Source organism: Paraburkholderia sp. J69-1 (assembly GCF_905220255.1).
GTDB lineage: Bacteria > Pseudomonadota > Gammaproteobacteria > Burkholderiales > Burkholderiaceae > Paraburkholderia.
Window position 1 is genome coordinate 71,164 of sequence record NZ_CAJMZG010000027.1, and the last position, 23,380, is coordinate 94,543.

Annotated in this window: 28 protein-coding genes; 14 read left to right on the forward strand and 14 right to left on the reverse strand. The window is 63.5% G+C overall.

Annotated features, from left to right (window positions below; genetic code table 11):
* Positions 1 to 25: 25 nt before the first annotated feature.
* The 5 genes from murI to U5A67_RS35275 all read left to right on the forward strand — a co-directional run bounded on the left by murI (position 26) and on the right by U5A67_RS35275 (position 3,723).
* Entirely contained in the window at positions 26 to 949 is a 924-nt protein-coding gene (murI, locus tag U5A67_RS35255; protein ID WP_415768067.1) for a glutamate racemase, read from the forward strand.
* 253 nt (positions 950 to 1,202) lie between these two features.
* Positions 1,203 to 1,463: a bacterioferritin-associated ferredoxin gene (locus U5A67_RS35260; RefSeq protein ID WP_321817950.1), complete on the forward strand. Its 261-nt coding sequence runs from the start codon at positions 1,203 to 1,205 to the stop codon at positions 1,461 to 1,463.
* A 261-nt stretch (positions 1,464 to 1,724) separates the two neighbouring features.
* Entirely contained in the window at positions 1,725 to 2,459 is a 735-nt protein-coding gene (locus U5A67_RS35265; protein ID WP_321817949.1) for an energy transducer TonB, read from the forward strand.
* Positions 2,460 to 2,544: 85 nt separating this feature from the next.
* On the forward strand, positions 2,545 to 3,285 hold the full coding sequence (locus tag U5A67_RS35270; protein WP_321817948.1) for a MotA/TolQ/ExbB proton channel family protein: 741 nt from the start codon (positions 2,545 to 2,547) through the stop codon (positions 3,283 to 3,285).
* A gap of 18 nt (positions 3,286 to 3,303) precedes the next feature.
* Positions 3,304 to 3,723 (forward strand): ExbD/TolR family protein, encoded by a 420-nt coding sequence (locus U5A67_RS35275; protein WP_205986547.1) that lies wholly within the window; start codon positions 3,304 to 3,306, stop codon positions 3,721 to 3,723.
* 448 nt (positions 3,724 to 4,171) lie between these two features.
* On the opposite strand, the gene U5A67_RS35280 is transcribed toward U5A67_RS35275, so the two are convergent.
* Positions 4,172 to 5,212: a LysR family transcriptional regulator gene (locus U5A67_RS35280; RefSeq protein ID WP_241024451.1), complete on the reverse strand. Its 1,041-nt coding sequence runs from the start codon at positions 5,210 to 5,212 to the stop codon at positions 4,172 to 4,174.
* Entirely contained in the window at positions 5,209 to 5,409 is a 201-nt protein-coding gene (locus tag U5A67_RS35285; protein ID WP_321959793.1) for a hypothetical protein, read from the reverse strand. The genes U5A67_RS35280 and U5A67_RS35285 overlap by 4 nt, the downstream gene beginning before the upstream one ends.
* Between U5A67_RS35285 and U5A67_RS35290 the strand changes: the two genes are divergently transcribed.
* From U5A67_RS35290 to hemP, 4 genes are all read left to right on the forward strand, one after another.
* Positions 5,335 to 6,216 (forward strand): pirin family protein, encoded by an 882-nt coding sequence (locus U5A67_RS35290; protein ID WP_205986548.1) that lies wholly within the window; start codon positions 5,335 to 5,337, stop codon positions 6,214 to 6,216. The two genes, U5A67_RS35285 and U5A67_RS35290, sit on opposite strands and share 75 nt — an antisense overlap.
* A gap of 163 nt (positions 6,217 to 6,379) precedes the next feature.
* Complete coding sequence (locus U5A67_RS35295; RefSeq protein WP_321817947.1) at positions 6,380 to 6,793, forward strand: OsmC family protein; 414 nt, start codon at positions 6,380 to 6,382, stop codon at positions 6,791 to 6,793.
* A gap of 31 nt (positions 6,794 to 6,824) precedes the next feature.
* Positions 6,825 to 7,310, forward strand: coding sequence for an SRPBCC family protein (locus U5A67_RS35300; RefSeq protein WP_205986550.1), 486 nt, complete (start codon positions 6,825 to 6,827; stop codon positions 7,308 to 7,310).
* A 193-nt stretch (positions 7,311 to 7,503) separates the two neighbouring features.
* The gene (hemP, locus tag U5A67_RS35305; RefSeq protein ID WP_205986551.1) at positions 7,504 to 7,758 is read left to right on the forward strand and encodes a hemin uptake protein HemP; all 255 of its coding nucleotides are present in this window, start codon (positions 7,504 to 7,506) and stop codon (positions 7,756 to 7,758) included.
* A 394-nt stretch (positions 7,759 to 8,152) separates the two neighbouring features.
* On the opposite strand, the gene U5A67_RS35310 is transcribed toward hemP, so the two are convergent.
* From U5A67_RS35310 to uvrB, 6 genes are all read right to left on the reverse strand, one after another.
* The gene (locus tag U5A67_RS35310; protein WP_321817946.1) at positions 8,153 to 8,560 is read right to left on the reverse strand and encodes a GlcG/HbpS family heme-binding protein; all 408 of its coding nucleotides are present in this window, start codon (positions 8,558 to 8,560) and stop codon (positions 8,153 to 8,155) included.
* A gap of 130 nt (positions 8,561 to 8,690) precedes the next feature.
* The gene (locus tag U5A67_RS35315; protein ID WP_415768072.1) at positions 8,691 to 10,115 is read right to left on the reverse strand and encodes a 4Fe-4S binding protein; all 1,425 of its coding nucleotides are present in this window, start codon (positions 10,113 to 10,115) and stop codon (positions 8,691 to 8,693) included.
* Positions 10,112 to 10,957, reverse strand: coding sequence for an FTR1 family iron permease (locus U5A67_RS35320; protein WP_321817945.1), 846 nt, complete (start codon positions 10,955 to 10,957; stop codon positions 10,112 to 10,114). The genes U5A67_RS35315 and U5A67_RS35320 overlap by 4 nt, the downstream gene beginning before the upstream one ends.
* Positions 10,958 to 11,061: 104 nt before the next feature.
* Positions 11,062 to 11,394, reverse strand: a complete 333-nt coding sequence (locus tag U5A67_RS35325; RefSeq protein WP_205986554.1) for a cupredoxin domain-containing protein — start codon at positions 11,392 to 11,394, stop codon at positions 11,062 to 11,064.
* Between the two features lie 95 nt (positions 11,395 to 11,489).
* Positions 11,490 to 12,038, reverse strand: coding sequence for an iron transporter (locus tag U5A67_RS35330; RefSeq protein WP_205986555.1), 549 nt, complete (start codon positions 12,036 to 12,038; stop codon positions 11,490 to 11,492).
* Positions 12,039 to 12,374: 336 nt separating this feature from the next.
* Positions 12,375 to 14,456 (reverse strand): excinuclease ABC subunit UvrB, encoded by a 2,082-nt coding sequence (gene uvrB, locus U5A67_RS35335; protein WP_321817944.1) that lies wholly within the window; start codon positions 14,454 to 14,456, stop codon positions 12,375 to 12,377.
* Positions 14,457 to 14,830: 374 nt separating this feature from the next.
* Here uvrB and U5A67_RS35340 point away from each other — a divergent pair, with 374 nt between their 5' ends.
* On the forward strand, positions 14,831 to 16,030 hold the full coding sequence (locus U5A67_RS35340; protein ID WP_205986557.1) for an amino acid aminotransferase: 1,200 nt from the start codon (positions 14,831 to 14,833) through the stop codon (positions 16,028 to 16,030).
* A gap of 100 nt (positions 16,031 to 16,130) precedes the next feature.
* Here U5A67_RS35340 and U5A67_RS35345 read toward each other — a convergent pair whose 3' ends face one another.
* Together U5A67_RS35345 and U5A67_RS35350 are read right to left on the reverse strand one after the other, a co-directional pair.
* The gene (locus tag U5A67_RS35345; RefSeq protein ID WP_321817943.1) at positions 16,131 to 17,450 is read right to left on the reverse strand and encodes a patatin-like phospholipase family protein; all 1,320 of its coding nucleotides are present in this window, start codon (positions 17,448 to 17,450) and stop codon (positions 16,131 to 16,133) included.
* Between the two features lie 14 nt (positions 17,451 to 17,464).
* Positions 17,465 to 18,268, reverse strand: coding sequence for a 3-hydroxybutyrate dehydrogenase (locus U5A67_RS35350; RefSeq protein ID WP_205986558.1), 804 nt, complete (start codon positions 18,266 to 18,268; stop codon positions 17,465 to 17,467).
* 278 nt (positions 18,269 to 18,546) lie between these two features.
* Between U5A67_RS35350 and U5A67_RS35355 the strand changes: the two genes are divergently transcribed.
* Together U5A67_RS35355 and U5A67_RS35360 are read left to right on the forward strand one after the other, a co-directional pair.
* A complete protein-coding gene (locus U5A67_RS35355; RefSeq protein ID WP_321817942.1) occupies positions 18,547 to 19,518 on the forward strand; it encodes an aldo/keto reductase in 972 nt (323 codons plus the stop codon).
* Positions 19,519 to 19,723: 205 nt separating this feature from the next.
* The gene (locus U5A67_RS35360) at positions 19,724 to 20,569 is read left to right on the forward strand and encodes a 23S rRNA (adenine(2030)-N(6))-methyltransferase RlmJ (RefSeq protein WP_205986560.1); all 846 of its coding nucleotides are present in this window, start codon (positions 19,724 to 19,726) and stop codon (positions 20,567 to 20,569) included.
* A 71-nt stretch (positions 20,570 to 20,640) separates the two neighbouring features.
* Here the strand turns inward: U5A67_RS35360 and U5A67_RS35365 are convergent, their stop codons facing one another.
* The 4 genes from U5A67_RS35365 to cueR all read right to left on the reverse strand — a co-directional run bounded on the left by U5A67_RS35365 (position 20,641) and on the right by cueR (position 22,096).
* Positions 20,641 to 20,949, reverse strand: coding sequence for a hypothetical protein (locus tag U5A67_RS35365; RefSeq protein WP_321817941.1), 309 nt, complete (start codon positions 20,947 to 20,949; stop codon positions 20,641 to 20,643).
* A gap of 260 nt (positions 20,950 to 21,209) precedes the next feature.
* Positions 21,210 to 21,356, reverse strand: a complete 147-nt coding sequence (locus tag U5A67_RS35370) for a DUF3563 family protein (protein WP_205986562.1) — start codon at positions 21,354 to 21,356, stop codon at positions 21,210 to 21,212.
* Positions 21,357 to 21,433: 77 nt separating this feature from the next.
* On the reverse strand, positions 21,434 to 21,655 hold the full coding sequence (locus U5A67_RS35375; protein ID WP_321959792.1) for a hypothetical protein: 222 nt from the start codon (positions 21,653 to 21,655) through the stop codon (positions 21,434 to 21,436).
* Between the two features lie 24 nt (positions 21,656 to 21,679).
* Positions 21,680 to 22,096 (reverse strand): Cu(I)-responsive transcriptional regulator, encoded by a 417-nt coding sequence (cueR, locus tag U5A67_RS35380; RefSeq protein ID WP_205986563.1) that lies wholly within the window; start codon positions 22,094 to 22,096, stop codon positions 21,680 to 21,682.
* A gap of 142 nt (positions 22,097 to 22,238) precedes the next feature.
* Between cueR and U5A67_RS35385 the strand changes: the two genes are divergently transcribed.
* Complete coding sequence (locus tag U5A67_RS35385; protein WP_205986564.1) at positions 22,239 to 22,445, forward strand: heavy-metal-associated domain-containing protein; 207 nt, start codon at positions 22,239 to 22,241, stop codon at positions 22,443 to 22,445.
* Between the two features lie 15 nt (positions 22,446 to 22,460).
* The gene (locus U5A67_RS35390) at positions 22,461 to 23,378 is read left to right on the forward strand and encodes an SDR family oxidoreductase (RefSeq protein ID WP_321817940.1); all 918 of its coding nucleotides are present in this window, start codon (positions 22,461 to 22,463) and stop codon (positions 23,376 to 23,378) included.
* Positions 23,379 to 23,380 lie beyond the last annotated feature (2 nt).

Sequence of the window (23,380 nt, forward strand, 5' to 3'; positions counted from 1 at the left end):
TACGGCCGCATCCGCGCGCTTGCGGATGCGGCCTGCGTCGCAAGCGCTTCCCCGTATTTTTTCCCGCTTCCCGACTCACGTGAATCATCCGGCTCCTGTCAGCGCTGCGCCTGGCGCCCCCATCGGCATCTTCGATTCCGGTCTGGGCGGCCTGTCGGTGCTGCGCGCCGTGCGTGCACATCTGGGTCAGGAACCGGTGATCTACGTGGCGGATTCGCGCTATGCGCCCTACGGTCAGCGCGACGACGATTTCATCGCCGACCGCACGCTCGCGATCGGCGAATGGCTCGTGGCGCAGGGCGCGAAGGCGCTGGTAGTGGCCTGCAACACGGCCACGGCGCAGTCGATCGAATTCGTGCGCGCGCGCCTGCCGATCCCGCTCGTGGGCGTGGAGCCCGGTGTGAAGCCGGCGGCGGCGCTGTCGAAATCGCGCGTGGCGGGCGTGCTCGCCACTCAGGTGACGCTGCGCAGCGCGCGCTTCCAGGCGCTGGTCGAGCGCCACGCCAACGACCTGCGCGTGCTGAGCCAGCCGGGCCACGGTCTGGTGGAAGCGGTCGAGCGTTGCGATATCGGCTCGCCTGAACTGGTCGCGCTGCTGCGCGGCTACGTCCAGCCGATGCTCGATGCCGGCGCGGACACTCTCGTGCTCGGCTGCACGCACTACCCGTTTCTGGATGCGGCGATCCGCTCGATCGTCGGCGAACGCATGACGCTGGTGGATACGAGCGTGGCCATCGCGCGCCAGCTCGAACGCGTGCTCGACCAGCACGGTTTGCGGGCCGCCACGGCTTCCAGCGAAAGCGGCGGCGCCAGCGTGCGCCTGTGTTCGACCAGCGACGGCGCACATCTGCGCGCGCTCGCATCGGCGTTACTTGCCATCGAAGCGCCCGTGGAGTGCGTCCAGATCCCTTCGCGCCGCACCCGCGAACTGGAAGCCAACGCGGCCTGAGCGGGCAACTGAGCAGAGCAAAATCGCGCACATCGATGCGTGCGTTCTGACCCCACGCTTACATCCATCTTTCGGCATCTGGCCCTCTTCCTGCAGCCATCCGGCACTTTCTTCGCCAAGCTCGCCACGCTCTGATAGTGAGCAAAATCCCTGCTAAGCATCCGGTTTTGTTACAAAAATTCTGTCTGTATGCTTGCCAAACGGGACAAACATAATGATAATAATTCGCATTAACTCACTCTCGCGCTCCATCATGATTGTCTGCGTGTGCAAGTCCGTCTCCGACCGTACGATCCGTGCTTCCATTGCGGAAGGCATGGACTCTTTCGACGAGCTTCAATTCGAGCTCGGCGTCGCGACCTGCTGCGGCAAGTGCGAGGAGTCCGTGCGCGACGTGATGGCGCAAAGCGGCGTGTGCGCCAGCCGCTGCGGCGTGACGCATCACCACAGCCTGCCGGTCGTGGCCGTGCCGCATGTCGTGCCGATGACGTTTTACGAGCGCAAGGCCGCCTGATTTTCGTGATGCGCGTTTCCAGCCTGCAAAAACGCGCATCGCCCAAACGCTCAAGGCATCGAGCGCTTTATCGCCGACAGCAAGCCAGTTTCACGACCAGCCAGCTAGCCCTCGCACCTTTCTCTGGAGGATGGGATGGAATTGCTGATCGGATTTGTAACCACCGTGTGCATCTCGCTGTTGATCTTTCGCCCATAAAGCTGCCCGTAGCGACGCGTTGCCTGCCTTTTGCGCCGTCGTCTGCAGGGCGGCCACGCTAACATGCAGGCTTCTCAAACCACCGCCCAAGCGCTGACGTTCCCCGCCTTCCGCACGAACCGCCGAGTCGTGACCGCGACGGCGATCGTGCTCGCGCTGCACGCCGCGCTCATCGCCGTCGTGCTCACGCACCACGACGACGCCAAGCCCATCGCACTCGAATCGCAATCGATCACGGCCGAACTGCTCAAGCCCGAGCCGGTCGCCGCGCCCGCCGCGATTCAGTCCACGCCGACTCCGCCGCCGCCCAAGCCGGTGCCGGTCAAGCGCGAAAAGCCCAAGGCCCAGCCGAAGCAGAAACCGACGCCCACGCCGCCGTTGCCCGTCGCCGCTGCGCCTTCGCAGCACGCGATCGAAACGCCCGCGCCCGCCGATCCGTCGCCGCCCACGCCCGCCGCGCCCCCGCCGCCACAAGCCGCCGCTCCGGCGCCGGCCAAGCCGGTGATGGCGCTGTCCGCACCAAAGAACGTTTCGCACCTCGACTGCCGTATCGTCGAGCCGGATTACCCGACGCTCTCGAAGCGCCGCGGCGAAACCGGCACCGCGCTCGTGCACTTCGTGGTGGGCCTGACCGGCAAGATCGAGAACATCGAACTGCGCAAGTCCAGCGGCTACAGCCGTCTCGACGACGCGGCGATGGACGCGATGCGCAACAGCTCCTGCAAGCCATACCTGGAGGATGGCCAGCCGGTGCGCGCGGCTTACTCGCAACCGTTCGATTTCAGCCTGCACGATTGATCGCGCGGGTTTCGGGCACGCTGCCGGCGCGGCGCGTCTGAATGAGAATCACACTGTTTTGATGAATTGAATTAAAGGAAAAAACATGCAGAACTACGGTATCGCTCACGTCTGGGCGCAAGGGGATTTCGTGACGCGCGGCATCGCGCTGGCACTGTTCATCATGTCGGTGCTGTCGTGGTGCGTGATCGTCGTGAAGGGTTGGAACGTCGCGCGCCTCAAGCGCCAGACCAAGAACGCCGAACAGAAGTTCTGGCACTCGGACGATCTCGCCGATGGCGTGAAGAAGCTCGGCAGCGGCACGCGCGAAGACAACCCGTTCCTCGCGCTCGCGCTGTCAGGCCAGGAAGCCGCCGATCACCATCACCAGACGCAACCGCATCTGCATGACCGCATGGACGTGTCCGACTGGGTCACGCGCTGCCTGAAGGACACGATGGACGAATCCGTCGCGAAGATGCAATCGGGTCTCGCGATCCTCGCCTCGATCGGCAGCACGGCGCCGTTCGTCGGCCTCTTCGGTACGGTGTGGGGCATCTATCACGCCCTGCTCTCGATCGGCGCATCGGGCCAGACCTCGATCGACGCAGTGGCGGGTCCGGTCGGCGAAGCGCTGATCATGACCGCCTTCGGTCTGTTCGTGGCGATTCCGGCGGTGCTCGGCTACAACGCCCTGACGCGCGCCAACAAGGCCATCGTCACGAAGCTCAACCGCTTCGCGCACGGCCTGCACGCTTTCTTCGTGACGGGCGCACGCCTGTCGTCGACGGCCAAGGGCAGCAACGCGGGCAACGGCAACCTGCGCGTCGCCGCACGCAACCATTAATCGGCGGAGGCAAGCAACATGGCGATGAGCCCTTTTGCCAGCGATGACGACGATGGCCTGATGAACGAAATCAACATGACGCCGCTCGTCGACGTCATGCTGGTGCTCCTGATCGTTTTCATGGTGACGATCCCCGTGATCCGTCATGCCGTGAAGATCGACCTGCCGCACGCGAGCAGCCAGAAGGAAGACACCAAGCCCGCGCAGATCAATGTGTCGATCGAAGCGGACGGCACGGTGCTGTGGGACGGCAATGCCGTCAGCGACGACCAGCTCACCGCGAAGATCGCGGCAGCGGCGCAGCAGGAACCGCAGCCCGAACTGCACCTGAACGCGGATCGCAAGGTCCAGTACGAGAAGGTGGCGCAGGTGATGTCGGCGGCGCAAAGCGGCGGTCTGACGAAGCTCGGCTTCGTGACCGATCCGGCGCACAAGTAACACACCGCTTGCTTTAGCAGGCACCGAACGCGCGGCTCACCGGCCGCGCGTTTTCTTTTGCGGCGAATTATTTCGGATACCGAATAATTACAGTGCAAAGTAAAAGGCCTTCATCGTCGGATGAAGGCCTTTTTTCGAGCGCACGCGGCGCATTCGGGCGGTGGCGACACTCCCCGACAATCGCTCGGTTCACGTCGGCACATGCGACTGCCGTGATCGACACGGACTGCGCGTTCAGCCCTGAAGGCTCGCTATGATAGCGGCCATCTGTTCCCGCACAAGACCGGTGCTTGGCGAGAGGACTTCAATATATGCCTCTCGCTCGCCCGCTTCAAGACTTTGCCCATTGAAAGTAACGATTGCCGGCGACGCTTAAATGCCTAAACGCAAATGCACGATGTTCGCAAAGCTCTCAAACGTGGCGATGACGTAACAAAAAGCCTTGTTTTCAGGCCGTTTCGATGTTGCTCGTGGACTTGGTGCGAGGCAAACCCGACGTCACAGGCGGCTGCGTCTGAACACCATTCTTTGCCATCAAGGCCGCAACATCGCTTCTGAGCGGACATTCCTGCTGCAGGCTTTTGTCGGCATCGAGCACTTCGACGAGGTAATCGACAAACGCGCGCACGGCCGGAACCATGCCCTGACGCGAGAGGAATACCGCATACAGTTGCGGCACCGGCAGCGTCCATCCCGGCATGACCGGCGAGAGCTTGCCGGTGCGCAGCGCGGCGCCATACATCATCTCCGGCATTGCGGCGATACCCAGACCTTGCAGCGCGGCTTCGCGGATCGTCGTGAGATCGGCGCTGATGAGACGCGGCTCGTGTTCGTGCGAATGGCGCGTGCCGTCCGGCGCGATCAGATGAAAGACATGACGGCCGTCGCCAGTGGGCGTATCGAGTGTTTCGAAGCGGGAAAGATCGTCCGGCGTGAGCGGCGGCGCATTCTGCGCCAGCAGGCTGGGCGCGCCCACCAGCATCTGCTCGGTGCGCCACAGCGGCCGCACGACGATGTTGGCGTTCTGCGGCGGCTCCGAGCGCACCCGCAGGGCAATATCCACCGAATCCTCGAACAGATCGATCACACGATTGGTCACGCGCATCACCACCCGTACCTCGGGGAAGCGATGCATGAATTCGGGAATGATCTGCGAAAAGATGGTCTGCGACAGCGTGACCGGCACGCTCACGCGCACCGTGCCGCGCGGCGACGAACGCAGCGACTGCACCACGTTCACGGCGGCCTGCGCCTCCGCGAGCATCGCGCGGCAGTGCTGGTAGAACAGCTCGCCCGCTTCGGTGAGCGCGAGCTTGCGCGTGGAGCGCTGCAGCAGACGCACGCCCAGCGACGCCTCCAGCTCGCTCACGCGGCGCGACAGCCGCGACTTGGAAATGCCGAGCACCCGCTCGGCCGCCGAGAATCCGCCGTGTTCGACCACCTGCGAAAAGTACATCAGGTCGTTCAGGTTGTGCGAATCGATTTTCATGTCGTCGTTCCAGCGATGGGACAATCCATTGCGATCAGGCGGTCAAACAGGCCAAATCGGCTACCTATAATAGCGGTTTGTTTCGCATATCGCGCAATTCCCATTTTTTCGAGGTGATATCCATGTCGGCCGTCCGCTCGATCGCCCACGTTTTTCCCGCGGTTCGTACAACCGAGGGCGGTGGGTTCGTCGTCCATCGTCCCTTCCCTACCCGTCAACTGATGGATTTCGATCCGTTCCTGCTGCTCGACGAGATGGGCCCCACCGACTACGCGCCCGGCGCGGCCAAGGGCGCGCCCGACCATCCGCATCGCGGCTTCGAAACCGTCACGTATATGCTCGCGGGCCGCTTCGGCCATAAGGATTCGGTCGGCCATTCGGGCACGCTCAATCCCGGCGACGTGCAGTGGATGACGGCCGGCGCCGGCGTGATTCACAGCGAGATGCCCGACCCCGAATTCACGCGCACGGGCGGCCGCATGCACGGCCTGCAACTGTGGGTGAACCTGCCGGCATCGGACAAGATGATCGCGCCGCGCTATCAGGAAATGCCGCACGCGGGCATTCCGCAAGGGCGCTCGGCGGACGGCAAGGCGACGGTAAAGGTGATCGCGGGCGAATCGCTGGGCGCGAAGGCGGCCATCGAAACGCGCACGCCCATCCTTTATCTGCATTTCACGCTGGCGCCCGGCGCGCGCGTGGAGCAGCCGGTGCCGCATGCGTGGAATGTGTTCGCCTACGGGATTTCGGGCACGGCGCAGTATGGCGCCGAAGGCGAAGCGATCGCCGCGCAGCAGATGGTGGCCTTTGCCGGCGACGGCGAAACCGTCACGATCGCCGCGCCCGCCGATGCGAGCGAAGCGGTGGAAGTGCTGCTGATCGGCGGTCTGCCGCTCAACGAGCCGGTGGTGCGCTACGGCCCGTTCGTGATGAATACCGAGCAGGAAATCCGCCAGGCGGTGCTCGATTACCAGGCCGGACGCATGGGGCGGATTGCGCATTGAGCGATGCGAGCTGACATCGAGCGGCCCCGGCACGCCCTATGCGCGCCGAGGCTAAGCCACAGCCCGCGCCGCTTTTTGTCACAATAAGGTTTTGCTGGCCGCGCGCCGGACTTCGGTCTGGGCGCGGCCGTCTCCATTCAACCGTTCCGTCCGCGAGGAGCGCATGGCCGACACCGCAGTCACCGCACACGCAGTTACAGCCCATATCGGCTCGACCAACTATCAGGTCCAGTTCGACGACGGTACTCACACGTGGATCGCCGATGAACCGGCGACGCTCGGCGGCGGCGACCGCGGGCCCACGCCCTTCTCCCTGCTGCTGTCGAGCCTGGGCGCGTGCACGACCATCACGCTGAAGATGTACGCGCAGCGCAAGGAGTGGCCGCTCGAAGGCGTGCGCGTGAAGTTGTCGATGGAAACCGGCAGCGAAGGCACCACAATCGACCGGCAGATTGCCCTCGAAGGCCCGCTCTCTGAGGAGCAGCGCGAGCGTCTGCTGCAGATCGCGAACGCCTGCCCGGTCCACAAGATCCTCACGAACACGATTCACATCCGCTCGGGCCTCGTGGCCGCGTAAGCGCGGACGGACATCACAGGAAGCCGTCGCCTTGAATTTCGAACACCTTATCCAGATCAACGATCCGACCAACCCGCTCGTGCTGCCCATGACGCGCGAGCAGTTGTGGGAAGGCCTCGTGCTGCGCGCCGAACAGCCGCAGCTCTTCGTGCTCGGCCTCGACAGCTGCACGATCCTCTCGCGCGAAGGCGATGTGCTCGAGCGCGAACTGCACTACGGTCAGGCCACGGTGCGCGATCGCGTCACGTTCACCCCTCACGCGAGCGTGCGCTACGACATCCTCGCGACCGCCGACTACGTGGGCGGCTCGCTGACGATGACGATCGAGGAACCCGACGCGCAGCAGCTATTCCTGCGCTTCGAATACAGCACGACGCTGCCGACCGCCGATTCGGGCGAGCAGCATGAGACATCGGAGATCGTGAAGTCGGCCTACCGCGAGTCGGATATCGACACCGTGCGGCTGATCCGCCAATACGTGCAGGGTCCGGGCGAGCCGGAAGCGCCGCTGCACTAAAAATTTTGCCCGCTGGCAACCCATCCCACACGCCCGGCCTCGCGCCGGGCGTTGTTTTTTCAGGGATAAACGCGCGCATCGGGCATAAAGCTATCGCTACCCGATTTCGATCAATTTATCGCAATTGAAAATAAGAACAATTATCATTTAGAATTCATCCATCGAATCGAGACACAGACAGACCGTCACGTTCATGACTGAATTCAACCGCTCATCGACTCTTAGCCTGCGCCGTTCGGGTTCCGCGTTGACCACCACGCGAGCACCCAAGGCAGCCGCACCGGCCAGCGTCACGCGCAACACGGAAGCCGCCAGCGCGCCCAGCAACGAACGCTCGCTGGACAGCACGGCCCTGCTGCAAGGCCGCAGCCATGTGAGCATCCTGCACAACGGCGAGACCTATCAGCTGCGCGCCACGCGTCTGGGCAAGCTGATTCTCACCAAGTGAGGTGGTAGTTTTTTAGTACCGGGTATTGTGGGGACCGCCTCCATCGAGAGGCGTTGGGCAGTAGCCAGCAACGACGGCTTGCACGCGAGATCTAGACCCCTTCGTGCACACATCCTTCAAGCCGGCCGTCACAGCAAGCCAAGCCATTTTTTTGTTCTCACCTTTGACTACGGGAGCGGCGCGTGAAGCGTAGCCGCCCTGGGCGAGAGCCGCGGCAGAGTCCGCGGCTTTTGTTTTTGCCGTCGAGGCATGCTGCATGGGGAAGGCAGCGGCGGTTCGCGTTTTATCAGCAGCGATACCGAGCCGCGATTATAACCGCGACCTCCCCCTACTCGTAAACCCTTTCGTTGATCTGAATTTCATCGGCGGCGGTGCGACGCCTGCCAGATCGCGCTCAATCGATGTTCAGCGCCGCGATGCCCGCCTGCGCAATCGCCGCATCCTGATCGGATTTCACGCCCGACACGCCCACCGCGCCGATCACATCGCCCTTCACGACAATGGGCACGCCGCCTTCGAGCATCGCCGGCAGCGGCGCGCTCAGAAACGCCGTGCGGCCCTGGCGGATCACCTCTTCGTACACCTTGCTTTCCTTGCGCCCCAGCGCGGAGGTGCGCGCCTTGCCGTGGGCGATTTCGGCGCTGATGGGCGGTGCGCCGTCGAGGCGGCGCAGGTACAGCAGATGGCCGCCATCGTCGACGATCGAGATCGTCACGTTCCATTCATTCGCGCGGGCGTGCGCGACGGCTGCGTCGGCTACCCGGATCACATCTTCGTCCGTCAATACTGCTCGCGTTCGCATGCGTGTCTCCGAAAAGTCAAAAACCGGGTGACGGAACGTCGACCCGGTTTTTTGAGAGTAGCACCCACACTTGCGCTGCGACGCCCCGATGCGGCGTATACCGCCTATATCAGCAGCACCGGAAAAATGCTCAACGCGTCCAGCCCCAGAACATCAGCCACCAGGCGCTATCGACCACCGCAAGTGCGAGCGCGAAGCCCAGCATGGCGAGGCCGCGCTGCCAGAAGCGCGTGCTGTAGCGGCCCGTCACGCGCCAGGCGAGCCACGCGCTCCACAGATTCGTGATGACGAGAATTGCAATGCGCACTTCGGTCGCCCAGTCGAGCGGCACGTGTTCGGCGCGCAGCAGCGACAGCGTCGTCGCCGACAAACCGAGGAACACGCCCGCGCCCGCCAGCGGAATCAGCGACTGCGCGAAGTGATGCAGACGGCGCATTTCGAAGCGGCCGAGCGTCGCCGTCGACGCCGCGAGAATCGCGAACAGCGCGGTGCCGTAGACCAGCCCCGTGGCGACGATATAACCGACGATCATCGTGCCGTCGAGCCACGAGAACACATCGTTCTGCTCGGGGTAATGCGTGAGCAGGAACCACGGCGCGTTGGTCTCGAGCGGCCAGGTGATATCGCGATCGATCAGCCAGCCCGCGAGCCACTGCTTCATGGCGATAAACCACGGCGAGCCGGTCCAGTGGAACGCACCGATAGCAATACCAAGCAGTCCGTACAGAATCAGCGCGGTATCCCAGCCATCGGCCTGGCTGTCGCCGAGTTCGACGACTTCTTCGGCCGGCGAGCGCCACGTCAGCGCAATCGCATCGCGGTGACCGCTGCAACGGCCGCACATATGGCATTGCGCGGCGCCCTTCATATTGCGCAGCGGCACCAGCGGCGCGCAGTTGACGGGAATCACGCGATGCCCGCCGTGCTCGCCGTGCGTGTACGAGTTGCGCCACGCGTCTTCATCGACCTTGAAGCGGAACGGAGCGAGGCGCGCCAGAAGCGCAAAAACCCCGTTCACGGGGCAGAGATATTTACACCAGACGCGCTTCTCGCGTCCGTACAGAAAGCCGATCACCATCGCACCGAGCGTCGATCCGCCCAGCACCAGCAACACCGCCTTCGGATACTGGTAGACGCTCACCATCTGTCCGTAGATGGTGGTCAGGCCGAAGGCCACGAAGGGCCAGCCGCCCCAGCGCATCCAGCGTGGAATCGCGCGGCCGCGGCCGAACTTGCTGGCGAATTCGGTGAGCGCGCCTTCGGGGCAGAGCACGCCGCACCACACGCGTCCGAGCATCACCATCGAGAGCAGCACGAACGGCCACCAGATGCCCCAGAACACGAACTGCGCGGCGAGCGTCAGATTGTTCCAGAGGTGCGAGGTATCGTCGGGCAGCGGCAGAACCGCGGGTACGAGAATCAGGAACGCGTAGACGGCGACCACGACCCACTGCACGCCGCGAATGATCGCGCCGTGCCGTTGCATCCATTGGCCCGCCTGGGCCAGCCTGCCCTGCCGCCGCATCCCGGGCGGCTGGGCCGATGCACAACTCATGCTGCTTTCCTTTTGCTCACTGCGGCGTTACGGCCGCTGGCGCGGCGCGCCAGGAACCACACCACGAGCCAGTACACCGCGTAAGCGATCAGGTTCATCAACGCCGGATGGGCGCGGTAACCGGTCAGCGTCGCGACCAGCGAACCGAAGGTGCTCGAATCGTCGAGGATCATCGACGAATTCCAGACCTGGTCGACGATGGTCGGCAGGACCTCCTTGTCGATCAGCTTGTCCACGCCGGTCTGGAACAGGCCCGCGCCGAGGAACAGCAGCATGATTTCCGTGACGCGGAAAAAGAGACGCCACGAGAACACCTTGCCGCCGAGTTGCAGGAGATAGAACGTCAGGAACGCGAGGCCCAGACCGAGCAGCACGGCCACATACTGGCTCGCATCCACATGGCCCGACTGGCCGAAACCGAGGCCGTACAGGAAGATCACCGTTTCGCTGCCTTCACGGGCGATCGCCAGCGCGACGAGCAACGTAATGCCCCACCAGTTGGCATCGCGCGTGGTCTTTTGCAGCGACTCTTCCATCTCGCGCTTGAGCGTGCGGCCGTGCTGCTTCATCCACAGCACCATCTGCACGATCAGCACGCAGGCCACCAGCACCATGCCGGTCTGGAAGTAATCCTGGGCGTCGCCCGACAGCACTTCCGTGAAGCCGACCAGCGCCGCGCCCAGCGCAACCGCCGCCAGAATGCCCGCACCGACGCCTGCCCACAGATACGGCAGGCCGCGACGCGCATCGGCGTCGCCGTTCTTCAGCCACGCATACAGAATGCCGACGACGAGCAGCGCTTCCACGCTCTCACGCCAGACGATGAACAATACCTGACCCATTCAACACCTCCTGCCGCCGGCTTTCGCGCCGGCCGCGTACTGACTTTGCAACGCCGATTTCATGTCGTCGCGCCTGTCACGGCGCAACACGCATCTGGCAACGCTTATTTGGCAACAATCACGCCCTGCGCCTGCTGATGAAAATCGTCGAAAAACTTGTACTCGCCCGGATCGAGCGGCGCGATCACCACGAACGAATCCGCACCCGGCGCCAGCACCTTCTCTTTGCGCAACTGGACGCTTTCGAACTCGGCCGCGCCCTTACCCACATTGCGCACCTCGATCTTGATGCGCTTGCCCGCCGGCACTTCGATGCGCGCGGGGTTGAGCTTGCCGTCGTTCATGTCGAGCTTGAAAGTCGGCAGATCTTCGGCGTGCGCGAGCGACGCCACAGAAGCCAGTGCAAACAGCGCCGCAAACTTACGCAATCCAGTCATCAGTGTTACCTGTTCCTTGATGTCCGCGATGGACTTCACGCTCGCCGCGCACTAAACAATACCTGCGCGTGCGCGGCGAACCTGGCCGGGCGTGCTTAGTAGCCGCCCTTCTTGCCGATGCCCGCGAACGGGAAATCGTACTCGACCGTGATGGGCTTGAACCACGGACCCACGCCGGTTTCCTTGTCGACGTGACGGCCGAAAGCCATGTGGCCCATTTGCATCGGCGCTTCGACGATCATCTTGAGGTGGTACTTGCCGGGACCTGCGAGCTTGACGTTGTCGCCGTAGTGCGGACCGTCGTTCGCGACCATCGGCATCAGGTCGCCCTTTTGCACGTAGCTCGAACCCGGCTTGGTCAACTCGTAGTGCACCTGCAGGTACGGCATCCAGTCGCCTTCGGCGAAACCGGTCGGGTTGTTCTTGACCGCGTGGATGTCCGTTTCCAGGTGGATGTCGGAATCCGACGCCTTGCGCATCATGCCTTCCGGTTCCATCGTGATCGGCTGCAGATAGACCGCGCCGATCTCCATACCGCCCTGAATCACCTGCTTGCCGATCGGGTACTCAGCCGCTTGAGCCGAGAACGCTGCAGCCGCAGCCGCGATGACGGCAGTGCCGCGCACGAAAGAATGGATCCGCATCGAAACTCCTGATTTTTTTATGAGAGGTACCACCGAATCATCGAGTGCATCTACGTAAAAACGTTAATGCGAACAATTCTCAATAATGGCGAAGTTTAACACCGAAGCCGATGGGGAACAAATTGATGCGTGAGGAAAACCCCTTCGCAGCAGGGTTTTAGCAGCGTTGCGTTAACGCATGCTTACGGCAAGCTGGCATTTTAATTTCAGCGTGCGTTTAAGAGCGGGCGGCGCTTGCTTCATGCGCGCGCAAGACGATAAAAAGGGCGCCGACGGTCGGTGACCGCGCGCCCTGCTTTCTCTACCTTGCCGCAGACAATCGCGTCGGCCCGGACTTCAAGCCGGATGATCGCCCACGTTCGCCCCGAACACGCGCTGGCGCAGCACCGCCAGCTGGTCGCGCGCCTGCGCGGCCTTCTCGAATTCGAGATTCTTCGCGTGGCCCATCATCTGCTTTTCGAGCTTCTTGATTTCCTTGGCGATCTGCTTCTCGGACATATCCTCGAACTTCGCGCGCTCCTGCTCCTCGCGCAGTTCGGCGCGCGCGTCGTCCACGTTATAGACACCGTCGATGATGTCCTTGATGCGCTTGACCACGCCGCGCGGCACGATGCCGTGTTCTTCGTTGAAGGCCATCTGCTTGGCGCGGCGGCGCTCGGTTTCGTCGATGGCTTTGCGCATCGAATCGGTGATGCGGTCGCCGTAGAGAATCGCCTTGCCGTTCACGTTACGCGCGGCGCGGCCGATCGTCTGGATCAGCGAGCGTTCGGCGCGCAGGAAGCCTTCCTTGTCGGAATCGAGAATCGCCACCAGCGAGACTTCCGGAATATCCAGACCTTCGCGCAGCAGATTGATCCCGACCAGCACGTCGAAGGTGCCCAGACGCAGATCGCGGATGATTTCCACGCGCTCGACCGTGTCGATGTCGCTATGCAGATAGCGCACCTTGACGCCGTGATCGGCGAGGAATTCGGTCAGCTGTTCGGCCATGCGCTTGGTGAGCGTGGTGACCAGCACGCGCTCGCCCACGGCCACGCGTTCGTTGATCTCGCCCAGCACATCGTCCACCTGCGTGGAAGCCGGACGCACCTCGATCACCGGATCGACCAGCCCGGTCGGCCGCACCACCTGCTCGGCGATCTGGCCCGTGACCCGCTTTTCGTAATCGGCGGGCGTGGCGGAGACGAACACCACCTGGCGCATCTTGTGCTCGAACTCGTTGAACTTGAGCGGCCGGTTATCGAGCGCCGAAGGCAGCCGGAAACCGTAATCGACCAGATTTTCCTTGCGCGCGCGGTCGCCGTTATACATGCCGTTGAACTGGCCGATCAGCACGTGCGATTCGTCGAGGAACATCATCGCGTCGGGCGGCAAATAGTCGACGAGCGTGGGCGGCGGCTCGCCGGGCATCGCGCCCGAAAAGTGCCGCGAGTAGTTCTCGATGCCCTTGCAGAAGCCCAGTTCCTGGAGCATTTCCAGGTCGAAACGCGTGCGCTGTTCCAGCCGCTGCGCTTCCACGAGCTTGCCTTCGGCGTAGAAAAATTCCAGCCGGTCGCGCAATTCACTCTTGATGGTTTCGACGGCGCGCAGCACGGTTTCGCGCGGCGTCACATAGTGCGACGACGGATAGACCGTGAAGCGCGGAATCTTCTGGCGCACGCGGCCCGTGAGCGGATCGAACAGTTGCAGCGTTTCCACTTCGTCGTCGAACAGTTCGACGCGCACGGCCATTTCGGCGTGCTCGGCCGGAAAAATGTCGATGGTGTCGCCGCGCACGCGGAACGTGCCGCGCTGGAAATCCTGCTCGTTGCGCGAATACTGCATCGCGATCAGGCGCGCGATCACCTCGCGCTGGCCCAGCTTGTCGCCCTGACGCAGCGTCAGAATCATCTTGTGATATTCGGACGGATTGCCGATACCGTAGATCGCCGACACCGTCGCCACGATCACCACGTCGCGGCGCTCCATCAGGCTCTTGGTCGCGGAAAGCCGCATCTGCTCGATGTGCTCGTTGATCGACGAATCCTTCTCGATGAAGAGATCGCGCTGCGGCACATAGGCTTCCGGCTGGTAGTAGTCGTAGTACGAAACGAAGTACTCGACGGCATTGCGCGGGAAGAATTCGCGGAATTCGGAGTAAAGCTGCGCGGCCAGCGTCTTGTTCGGCGCGAACACGATCGCCGGGCGACCCAGGCGCGCGATGGTGTTGGCCATCGTGAAGGTCTTGCCCGAGCCCGTCACGCCCAGCAGGGTCTGGAACGACAGGCCATCGCCCACGCCTTCGACGAGCGTTTCGATCGCCGTCGGCTGGTCGCCGGCCGGCAGATACGGCTGGTAAAGCTGGAACGGCGAGTCCTCGTACTGGACGAATTTCGACTCGTCGAGCGCGGGGGCGTCGGCGACGGTGTGGTCGGACATGGGGGACATCCTGTGCGCGGAGCAAACAAACATTCTAGCGTTTCGCCACCTGGCGGGCGCGAGACGCTTTCTGGCGTGGGCGGAGCGGACAACTTCGTGCAGATGGGGCTGCCAGCGCGGTGCTGCAAGAGGCGAAGCGCGCATTTCCGGCACCAGGCGGGGATGAGATCGCACGACCGTGTGGGCATAAAGGCCACGCTGGCGTCACAGTCGGCGAAAAACCGGCTTGAGGATTCGTTACAATAGCGCGTTGCGTGGCCGGCCGCCTCGCGCTCCTTCGCTGCACGGGGCGCACCAGAAGTCATACGAGACGATCAGAAACACCCGCGGCGCGCGGACCACCGAGCTTCTTCCTTCACTTTTGCCGAACCATCATGTCCCTCTTTTCCGCTGTCGAACTCGCCCCCCGCGACCCGATCCTGGGTCTGAACGAAGCCTATAACGCCGATGCACGCGCGACCAAGGTGAACCTCGGCGTGGGCGTGTACACCAACGAAGAAGGCAAGATTCCGCTGCTGCGCGCCGTGCGCGAAGCGGAAAAGGCCCGCGTGGAAGCCGGCCTGCCGCGCGGCTACCTGCCGATCGAAGGCATCGCCGCCTATGACGCCGCTGTGCAAAAGCTGCTGCTCGGCGACGACTCGCCGCTGATCGCAGCCGGCCGCGTCGTCACGGCGCAGGCAATCGGCGGCACGGGCGCGCTGAAGATCGGCGCCGACTTCCTCAAGCGCGTGAACCCGGCCGCCAAGGTCGCGATCAGCGATCCGAGCTGGGAAAACCACCGCGCCCTGTTCGAAAGCGCAGGCTTCGAAGTGGTCGCCTACCCGTACTACGACGCGCAGACCAACGGCGTGAACTTCGAGGGCATGCTCTCGGCGCTGAACGGCTACGCCGCCGGCACGGTGGTCGTGCTGCACGCGTGCTGCCACAACCCGACCGGCGTGGACCTCACGATCGACCAGTGGAAGCAGGTCATCGAAGCCGTCAAGTCGCGTGGCCTGGTGCCGTTCCTCGACATCGCCTATCAAGGTTTCGGTGACGGCATCGCCGAAGACGGCGAAGTCGTGCGCCTGTTCGCTGCGTCGGACCTGAACGCGTTCGTGTCGTCGTCGTTCTCGAAGTCGTTCTCGCTGTACGGCGAGCGCGTCGGCGCGCTGTCGATCCTCACGTCGAGCAAGGAAGAATCGTCGCGCGTGCTCTCGCAGCTCAAGCGCGTGATCCGCACGAACTACTCGAACCCGCCGACGCACGGTGGTTCGGTGGTCGCAGCCGTGCTCGGCTCGGTTGAGCTGCGCGCAATGTGGGAAGCGGAACTCGGCGAAATGCGCAACCGCATCCGCGCGATGCGTACGGGCCTGGTCGAGCGTCTGGCTGCCGCCGGCGTCGACCGCGACTTCAACTTCATCAACGTGCAACGCGGCATGTTCTCGTACTCGGGCCTGACGGCTGCGCAAGTCGACCGCCTGCGCGAAGAGTTCGGCATCTACGCCGTCAGCACGGGCCGCATCTGCGTGGCTGCGCTGAACACGCGTAACCTCGATGCAGTCGCCAGCGCTGTTTCGGCTGTGCTGAAGTAAGCCACACGCTTTAACGCCAGATCAGGCGAAAACGCGATAAAAAAGGCGTCCGTTCGAAAGAACGGGCGCCTTTTGTTTTGCTGCCGGGCGTCTTGCGGTGTTACCTGGAGCCAGTGCCCGGCCCGCGTCGGTCACGATGGATATCGTGCGTGACGAAGCCCGAGTCGTTATCCGGCTTGTCGAGCCAGCCCGGTTGTTCGAGCGTCGCGCGAATATCCTGCAAACCGCTCGACCAATGCTCGCGCATCGTCGTGGTGCCGAACTGGAAGTCCTTGAAGTGCCCTTCGTATTCCTTCTGCCGATAGATCAGATGGAGCACGTTGTACTTCTTCGAGCACGAGAGTTCGTCCGCCAGTTCGACCCACGCATCGTGCCGATGCTCCGGCGCCACGCGATCGAGCACTTCGCGCAACACATGACGGAAACGCTGCGAGCGTTGCAGCATGTCGGTCACGAGACGCGTGCGGCTCGAATACTGGATGTCCTTCATGCGGCCTTGCACGTCGGTGATGTTGTCGGGCACCGGCCCACGCGCGCTCCAGAGGTCGACCTGGAACGCGAGCGTGTCGCGCCGCGGCGTGGTCTGGATCACTTCGTAGAGCGGCGTATTCGACATCAGCCCGCCATCCCAGTAATACTCGCCGTCGATCTCCACGGCTGCGAAACCCGGCGGCAACGCACCCGAAGCGATGAAATGCTCGGGACGCAGCTTCGTGTCGGTGTTATCGAAGTACACGAAGTTGCCCGTGCCCACGTTCACCGCGCCCAGCGACACGCGCACCTCGCCCGAGTTGATGCGATCGAAATCGCATAGCCGCTCGAGCGTGGCCTTCAGCGGCGTGGTGTCGTAATAGCTGGCCTTGCCCGGATGCCCGGAAGCCGTCGGCAGCGGCGGCGGAAAGCGCGGCGTGAAGAAACCCTTCTGCCCTTCCACCACTGCGCCTGCCGCCTGGAATGCCGTGAACGTCTTGCGCACGGCATCGCCTGCGTTGAAGAGCGCGTGCTCCACAAAAGCCGGCAACGGCGGACTCCAGGCCGGCTGGCAGATCGTTTCCCAGAACTCGCGCAACCGCGCCACGCGATGCTCGGGCGCGTTGCCCGCGATCAGCGCCGTATTGAGCGCGCCGATCGAAATACCCGCGATCCAGTTGGGCGCGATGCCGGCCTCGAACAGGCCTTCATAGACGCCCGCCTGGTACGCGCCGAGCGCGCCGCCGCCTTGCAGCGTGAGCGCGACGGTTTCCCATTGCGCAGAGTCGCTGCTACAGCGCGACGTGCGCGCCTGGTTGTGCGCCTGATCGTGCGGCTCGTGGTGAATCGAGGTGTCGCCGGGCTGCGGCTGCGTGCCCGCCCCGGTAAGCGCGACGGCCTCGTCAGCGACCGCGCTCGACTGGACCTGTCCTTTCTTGCGCTGCGCCATAGCCGGCCCCCGCGTTACTGCATGAACCAGCCGTGGCTGACGACGAACGACTGTCCCGTGAACGCCGCGCTCGGGAACGCCGAAAGGAACAGCACCGTTTGCGCCACGTCTTCGACGGTCGTGAACACGCCGTCCACCGTGCCGCCGAGCATCACTTTCTTGACCACTTCCTCTTCGGAAATGCCCAGTTCCTTGGCCTGTTCGGGGATCTGCTTGTCGACCAGCGGCGTGCGCACGAAGCCCGGACACACGACGTGCGAGCGCACGTTGCGCTTGCCGCCTTCCTTGGCCAGCACGCGCGCGAGGCCGAGCAGACCGTGCTTGGCCGTCACATAGGCCGACTTCAGCGGCGACGCCTCATGCGAGTGTACCGAGCCCATGTAGATCACCACGCCGCCGCGATCGTCCTTGTACATGTACTTGAGCGCGGCCTTGGTGGTGAGGAAGGCGCCGTCGACGTGAATCGCCTGCATCTTCTTCCAGTCGGCGAACGAGTAGTTTTCGATCGGATTGACGATCTGGATACCCGCGTTCGACACCAGGATGTCGATCGAGCCGAAGGTAGCGGCGACTTTGTCGATGCCTTCGTTGACGGCCTCTTCGCTCGTCACGTCCATGGCGACGCCGATGGCCTTGCCGCCCGCGCCCTTGATCTCTTCCGCGACGGCGTCTGCGCCGCTCTGGTTGAGGTCGGCGATGGCGACGGCCGCGCCGGCCTGGGCCAGCGTAAGCGCGATCTGCTTGCCGATGCCGCTGGCGGCGCCGGTAACGACTGCGACCTTGCCATCGAGCTTCGAATTCAGGGTGAGAGACGACATCGAGTACCTCCAGGTAGTGGACAAGATGAGACCTCGACACACACACGCCGTCAAATCGGCCGAATGGCATAGGCCATTCGCCGGAATGTTGCGCCGCGGCCAATCGCGCTATTGTGCATGAAGGCGCTTGTCACGCGCGTGAAGCTGGCAAGGGCTTTCGGCAGACTTCCGGCTGACTTGCCTTTTACTTGCAGCGCACTTGATGCAGCGCGGCGCAGGCCTTCTGCGCCCTTGCGCAGATCGTGCTAATTTGCCTGCTCTACGCAAAGGAGACGTTCATGAACTACCGGCGACTGGGCCGCTCCGGCCTGCAAGTCAGCGAACTATCTATCGGCTCGTGGGTCACGTACGGCAACCAGGTCGACCGCAATCTCGCGCGCGAATCGCTCGCTGCGGCGCGCGACGCGGGCGTCAACTTCTTCGACAACGCCGAAGTCTACGCAGGCGGCCAATCCGAAGAAATCATGGGCCAGGCGCTGAAAGAGCTCGCCTGGCCGCGCGTGAGCTACGTGGTGTCCACCAAGTTCTTCTGGGGCTTGAACGAAGCGCCCAACCAGTACCACACGCTCAACCGTAAATATCTGCTGGACGCCATCGACAATTCGCTCAAGCGCCTGCAGCTCGATTACGTCGATCTGGTGTTCTGCCATCGGCCCGACCCGAACACGCCGGTCGAGGAAACCGTCTGGGCGATGAGCGACATGATCACGCGCGGCAAGGCGCTCTATTGGGGCACCTCGGAATGGAGCGCGGACGAAATCCGCGCCGCGTGGGAAATCGCCGAACGCTATCATCTGCACAAGCCCGTCATGGAACAGCCGCAGTACAACCTGTTCCACCGCCGCCGCGTGGAAGACGAGTATCGGCGCCTGTATGAAGACATCGGCCTCGGTCTGACCACGTGGAGCCCGCTGGCTTCAGGTCTGCTGACCGGCAAATATCGCGGCGGCGTGCCCGCCGACAGCCGCGCGCAATTGCAAGGCTACGACTGGCTGCGCAAGCAGGTCACGGACGCGGATAAAAACGCCATCGTCGGCAAGCTTGCGGATTTCGCGAAGGAACTGGGCTGCACGGTCGGGCAACTGGCGCTCGCGTGGATTCTCAAGAACCCGAACGTGAGCACGGTCATTACGGGCGCGTCGCGGGTCGAACAGATCGGCGAAAACATGAAGGCGCGCGAAGTCGCGGACAAGATCACGCCCGAAGTGAAGGAGAAGATCGAGGCGATCGTCGGCGAAGCTTTCGAGTAAGGCGCGCGCCCGAAGATCCGCGTTCAGGGCCCGCCCGCAGCTTGTGCGGCTGCGCTGCAGAGGCCCTGTACAATACGCGGCCTTTCTCCGGCGGCGCGCACGATGCGCCGCCGGTCCGTCTCACCCGCCATCGGGCCGCGCGCCTCGGTTAATCGCTCGATAAGCACAGAGCGCCGCGCCACCCGAACTTGCCTTTGGCCCCATCATGCTGAGCTACCGTCACGCCTTTCACGCCGGCAATCACGCCGATGTCCTCAAGCACGCCGTCGCCGTGCAATTGCTGAACCATCTCGGCAAGAAGGACAAGGCGTACTGGTACATCGACACCCATGCGGGCGCGGGCGCCTACGCGCTGCGCGAAGGTTACGCGACCAAAAACGCGGAATTCGACACCGGCATCGGCAAGCTCTGGGGCCGCACGGATCTGCCGGCGATGCTCTCGGAATACGTCGACGAAGTGGCGGCGCTCAATCCGGACGGCGATCTGCGCTTCTATCCGGGCTCGCCGTATCTGGCCTGGCGCATGATGCGCGAGCAGGATCGCATGCGCCTGTTCGAGCTTCACACCACGGAAATCGACGTGCTGCGCCATCGTTTCCGCGACGCGGGTCGCCGCGTGATGATCTATCCGGGCGACGGTTTCGACGGCATCAAGGCGCTCCTGCCGCCGCCGCCGCGCCGCGCGCTCGTGCTGATCGACCCGTCGTTCGAGGACAAGCGCGACTACTCGCGCACCATCAAGTGTGTGGAAGAAAGTCTCGAGCGCTTCGCGACCGGCACGTATGCGGTCTGGTATCCGCAGGTGACGCGCCCTGAATCGCAGCGCTTCCCGGAACAGCTCAAGCGCCTGCAGGAAAAGAACTGGCTGCACGTGTCGCTGTCGGTGAGCCGCCCGCCGCAGGATGGTTTTGGACTGTTCGGCAGCGGCATGTTCATCCTGAACCCGCCCTACACGCTCGCGGCGTCGCTCAAGGAAACCATGCCGTTCCTCGTGAAGACGCTCGGCATCGACGATGGTGCGCAGTTCAAGATCGAATCGCGCGGCGATTGAGCCTGAATTGAGTCAGCCAGCGGCCTGTCGATAGACGGGCCGTTTTCTTTTGTGCGGCGGTTTTTACGGCGCTATTGCTGTGGCGCGTACTGCTGCGTCCGCGGACGCGGTGGACGCCCGCCTCCTCCCGGCACTTCCACATAAGGCGCGACGATGATCGGCTGCGAGCCGCTCGTGCCGTTCCCATCGAGCGTGGGCAACTGCTGCATCTGCACCATCGGCTGATGCGAGAGCGGCGCGGTTTGCAGCACCGTGCCCGATTGCCCGTCGTTGATCCCCGTTTGCGTGTCGAGAATCAGCGGTTTGCCCGCCGCATGCGCGCCGGCGCTCGCCAGCGTCACGACCGCCGCCATCAGCGCGACAGCCAGCGATTGGCTCAACGCATTGCCCAACGCATTCCCAGAAAACCGTTCTGACGCCATAAAAGCCCCCGGATGAAAAGCCACGCCGACCGCGCCTCGCGAAGCCGGCCTTACCTATGTGTTGTCGGCTAATCGCAAAAAGGACTTTACCTTACCGTGGTGGCAAGGTTCAGACTGCACACATCGACACATTGAAAAGCGGCCCAGAAATGACAAAGCCCCGCCAGATGCGGGGCTTGCGGCGAGTCGCTGGGCCTGATGCCGGGCCAGCGGACTGCTTACAGCGAGTAGCCGTTCGATTCGAGCGAGCGGATGCGCTGTTCGAGCTGCACGATGTCCGACGACGAGGCGAGATACGCTTCGCGGCGACGACGTTCTGCAGTTTCAAACCAGGTGCTCAGCTTTTCGAGGAAGTACGCAAACATGATGATGTTCTCCAAGGATCGGTATGTATCCCCGGTGGATTTGCATCAGGGATTACCCTCGTAAGGGATAACCCGCATTATAGCGGTTGCACCTGACTTTTCCAGTGAATTGCTCGCATACAGTGCATTCCAATCTGGAATGGTGCACCGCAAATGTTTGGCAACGATTGAGCAACACCATGATTTATCGGCAGATTTTTCGGGAAATGCAGAACCTTGCCGCTGGCATCGCCAAAAATTGCACCACGATTGTGCAAGAAAGCGGAAAAGTTGCGATCGGCAATCCGTTCGGGTTGCACCTTTTGCCGATCGCTTGCGCGGCGTCAAATATCCGCGGGTTGCGCCACGGGTTCCGGGTCGGCGAGGCGTTCGATGATTGGGCAGTCCGGGCGGTCGTCGCCGTGACAATGAGCCGCAAGGTGGCGCAGGGTGTCGCGCATCTGCGTGAGTTCGGCAATCCGCACGTCGAGTTCGGCCACGTGTTCGAGCGCGATGGCCTTGACCTCGGCGCTGGCGCGCGAGCGGTCGTGCCACAGCGCCAGCAGCCGGCGGATATCGTCGACGAGAAAGCCCAGCCGGCGCGCCTGTCGAATAAACCGCAGCGCATGCACCTCCTCCATGCCGTAGACGCGGTAGCCCGCTTCCGTGCGCGTTTTGGGCGCGATCAGGTCCACGCTTTCGTAATAGCGGATCATTTTCGCCGTGACGCCCGAGGCGCGCGCCGCTTCGCCGATGTTCATGCTGTTCTCCTGCAATTTGCCAATTTCTTGATCCTACACCTTCCCATGGTGGGAAGGTCCAGCCGCCTCGCCCGATCCGCCCAGACTCCGCTGGCATAATCGGGCGACGCTTTTCTCTAGCTCCACTTAAAAGGAATTCACCATGATCCAGTTCAACGTCGAAGGCATGAGCTGCCAGCACTGCGTCGGCGCCGTCACGCGCGCCATTCACGAGCAGGACGCCGCCGCCCAGGTCCAGATCGATCTGGCCGCCGGTCGCGTGAGCGTCGAATCGAGCCAGAGCGCCGACGTGCTCAAGGCCGCCATCGACGAAGCCGGTTACACCGTCACGGCCACGGCCGCGGCCTGACGCGAGGCGCGCGCCATGTTCAAGGTCGCCATCGTCGGGGCATCGGGACTGCTGGGCCGCGCGCTCGTGCGCGAGCTGGCCACGCAGACCGGTTGGCAGGTCGTGCAGACGGCGTTCAGCCGCGTCGGCGCGCAGCAGCTTGCGCTCGACGTGCGCGACGCGGCTGCGGTCGAAGCCTTCGTCGCGCGCGAGGCGCCCGACGCCATCGTGATCGCGGCCGCCGAGCGCCGTCCCGATGTCTGCGAACACGATCCGGACGCGGCGCGCGCGCTCAATGTCGATGCCGTGCGCCACATTGCGGCGGCGGCCCGCGCGCGCGGCGCGTGGGTGCTGTCGATTTCCACCGATTACGTGTTCGACGGCAGCGCGCCGCCCTATCTGCCCGAGTCCACGCCGAATCCGCTCAACGCCTATGGACACAGCAAGCTCGAGGGCGAGCGTGCGCTGCTCGACGCCACCGATAACGCGCTGGTGCTACGTCTGCCGCTGCTCTACGGTCCGATCGTCGGCTGGCACGAGTCGGCGGTCACGAGCCTCGTGCCGGCGATCAGAGCCTCCGCGCAGCCAGGCAGCACGCCGGCCGTGATGGACGCGTGGGCCACGCGCTATCCCACGTTCACGCCCGATGTGGCGTTCGTGATCCGCGAACTGCTGACCCGTTGCGCCGATAAAAACGCCGTGTGCGGCATCGCCCAATGGTCCGGCGACGAGCCGATGACCAAGTACGAGATCGCGCAACGCATCGCGCGCGCACTCGGCATCGACGCGCAATTGATCGCGCAGACCGAACCCGCCGACGCCACGCCGCGCCCGCGCGACTGCCACCTCGATTCGGGGCGGCTGGAAGCGCTGGGCATCGGGCGCCGCACGCCGTTCGATGCGGGCATTCTTGCAGTGCTCGACGCCTTCGAACGCGAGCACGCGAAGGCATAGGC

Bases quoted from the DNA above. Each gene is read 5' to 3' on its own strand.
- murI (WP_415768067.1), top strand. From the start codon at position 26: ATGCGGCCTGCGTCGCAAGCGCTTCCCCGTATTTTTTCCCGCTTCCCG.
- U5A67_RS35260 (WP_321817950.1), top strand. From the start codon at position 1,203: ATGATTGTCTGCGTGTGCAAGTCCGTCTCCGACCGTACGATCCGTGCT.
- U5A67_RS35265 (WP_321817949.1), top strand. From the start codon at position 1,725: ATGCAGGCTTCTCAAACCACCGCCCAAGCGCTGACGTTCCCCGCCTTC.
- U5A67_RS35270 (WP_321817948.1), top strand. From the start codon at position 2,545: ATGCAGAACTACGGTATCGCTCACGTCTGGGCGCAAGGGGATTTCGTG.
- U5A67_RS35275 (WP_205986547.1), top strand. From the start codon at position 3,304: ATGGCGATGAGCCCTTTTGCCAGCGATGACGACGATGGCCTGATGAAC.
- U5A67_RS35280 (WP_241024451.1), bottom strand. From the start codon at position 5,212: ATGAAAATCGATTCGCACAACCTGAACGACCTGATGTACTTTTCGCAG.
- U5A67_RS35290 (WP_205986548.1), top strand. From the start codon at position 5,335: ATGTCGGCCGTCCGCTCGATCGCCCACGTTTTTCCCGCGGTTCGTACA.
- U5A67_RS35285 (WP_321959793.1), bottom strand. From the start codon at position 5,409: ATGGACGACGAACCCACCGCCCTCGGTTGTACGAACCGCGGGAAAAAC.
- U5A67_RS35295 (WP_321817947.1), top strand. From the start codon at position 6,380: ATGGCCGACACCGCAGTCACCGCACACGCAGTTACAGCCCATATCGGC.
- hemP (WP_205986551.1), top strand. From the start codon at position 7,504: ATGACTGAATTCAACCGCTCATCGACTCTTAGCCTGCGCCGTTCGGGT.
- U5A67_RS35310 (WP_321817946.1), bottom strand. From the start codon at position 8,560: ATGCGAACGCGAGCAGTATTGACGGACGAAGATGTGATCCGGGTAGCC.
- U5A67_RS35315 (WP_415768072.1), bottom strand. From the start codon at position 10,115: ATGAGTTGTGCATCGGCCCAGCCGCCCGGGATGCGGCGGCAGGGCAGG.
- U5A67_RS35320 (WP_321817945.1), bottom strand. From the start codon at position 10,957: ATGGGTCAGGTATTGTTCATCGTCTGGCGTGAGAGCGTGGAAGCGCTG.
- U5A67_RS35325 (WP_205986554.1), bottom strand. From the start codon at position 11,394: ATGACTGGATTGCGTAAGTTTGCGGCGCTGTTTGCACTGGCTTCTGTG.
- U5A67_RS35330 (WP_205986555.1), bottom strand. From the start codon at position 12,038: ATGCGGATCCATTCTTTCGTGCGCGGCACTGCCGTCATCGCGGCTGCG.
- uvrB (WP_321817944.1), bottom strand. From the start codon at position 14,456: ATGTCCGACCACACCGTCGCCGACGCCCCCGCGCTCGACGAGTCGAAA.
- U5A67_RS35340 (WP_205986557.1), top strand. From the start codon at position 14,831: ATGTCCCTCTTTTCCGCTGTCGAACTCGCCCCCCGCGACCCGATCCTG.
- U5A67_RS35345 (WP_321817943.1), bottom strand. From the start codon at position 17,450: ATGGCGCAGCGCAAGAAAGGACAGGTCCAGTCGAGCGCGGTCGCTGAC.
- U5A67_RS35350 (WP_205986558.1), bottom strand. From the start codon at position 18,268: ATGTCGTCTCTCACCCTGAATTCGAAGCTCGATGGCAAGGTCGCAGTC.
- U5A67_RS35355 (WP_321817942.1), top strand. From the start codon at position 18,547: ATGAACTACCGGCGACTGGGCCGCTCCGGCCTGCAAGTCAGCGAACTA.
- U5A67_RS35360 (WP_205986560.1), top strand. From the start codon at position 19,724: ATGCTGAGCTACCGTCACGCCTTTCACGCCGGCAATCACGCCGATGTC.
- U5A67_RS35370 (WP_205986562.1), bottom strand. From the start codon at position 21,356: ATGTTTGCGTACTTCCTCGAAAAGCTGAGCACCTGGTTTGAAACTGCA.
- cueR (WP_205986563.1), bottom strand. From the start codon at position 22,096: ATGAACATCGGCGAAGCGGCGCGCGCCTCGGGCGTCACGGCGAAAATG.
- U5A67_RS35385 (WP_205986564.1), top strand. From the start codon at position 22,239: ATGATCCAGTTCAACGTCGAAGGCATGAGCTGCCAGCACTGCGTCGGC.
- U5A67_RS35390 (WP_321817940.1), top strand. From the start codon at position 22,461: ATGTTCAAGGTCGCCATCGTCGGGGCATCGGGACTGCTGGGCCGCGCG.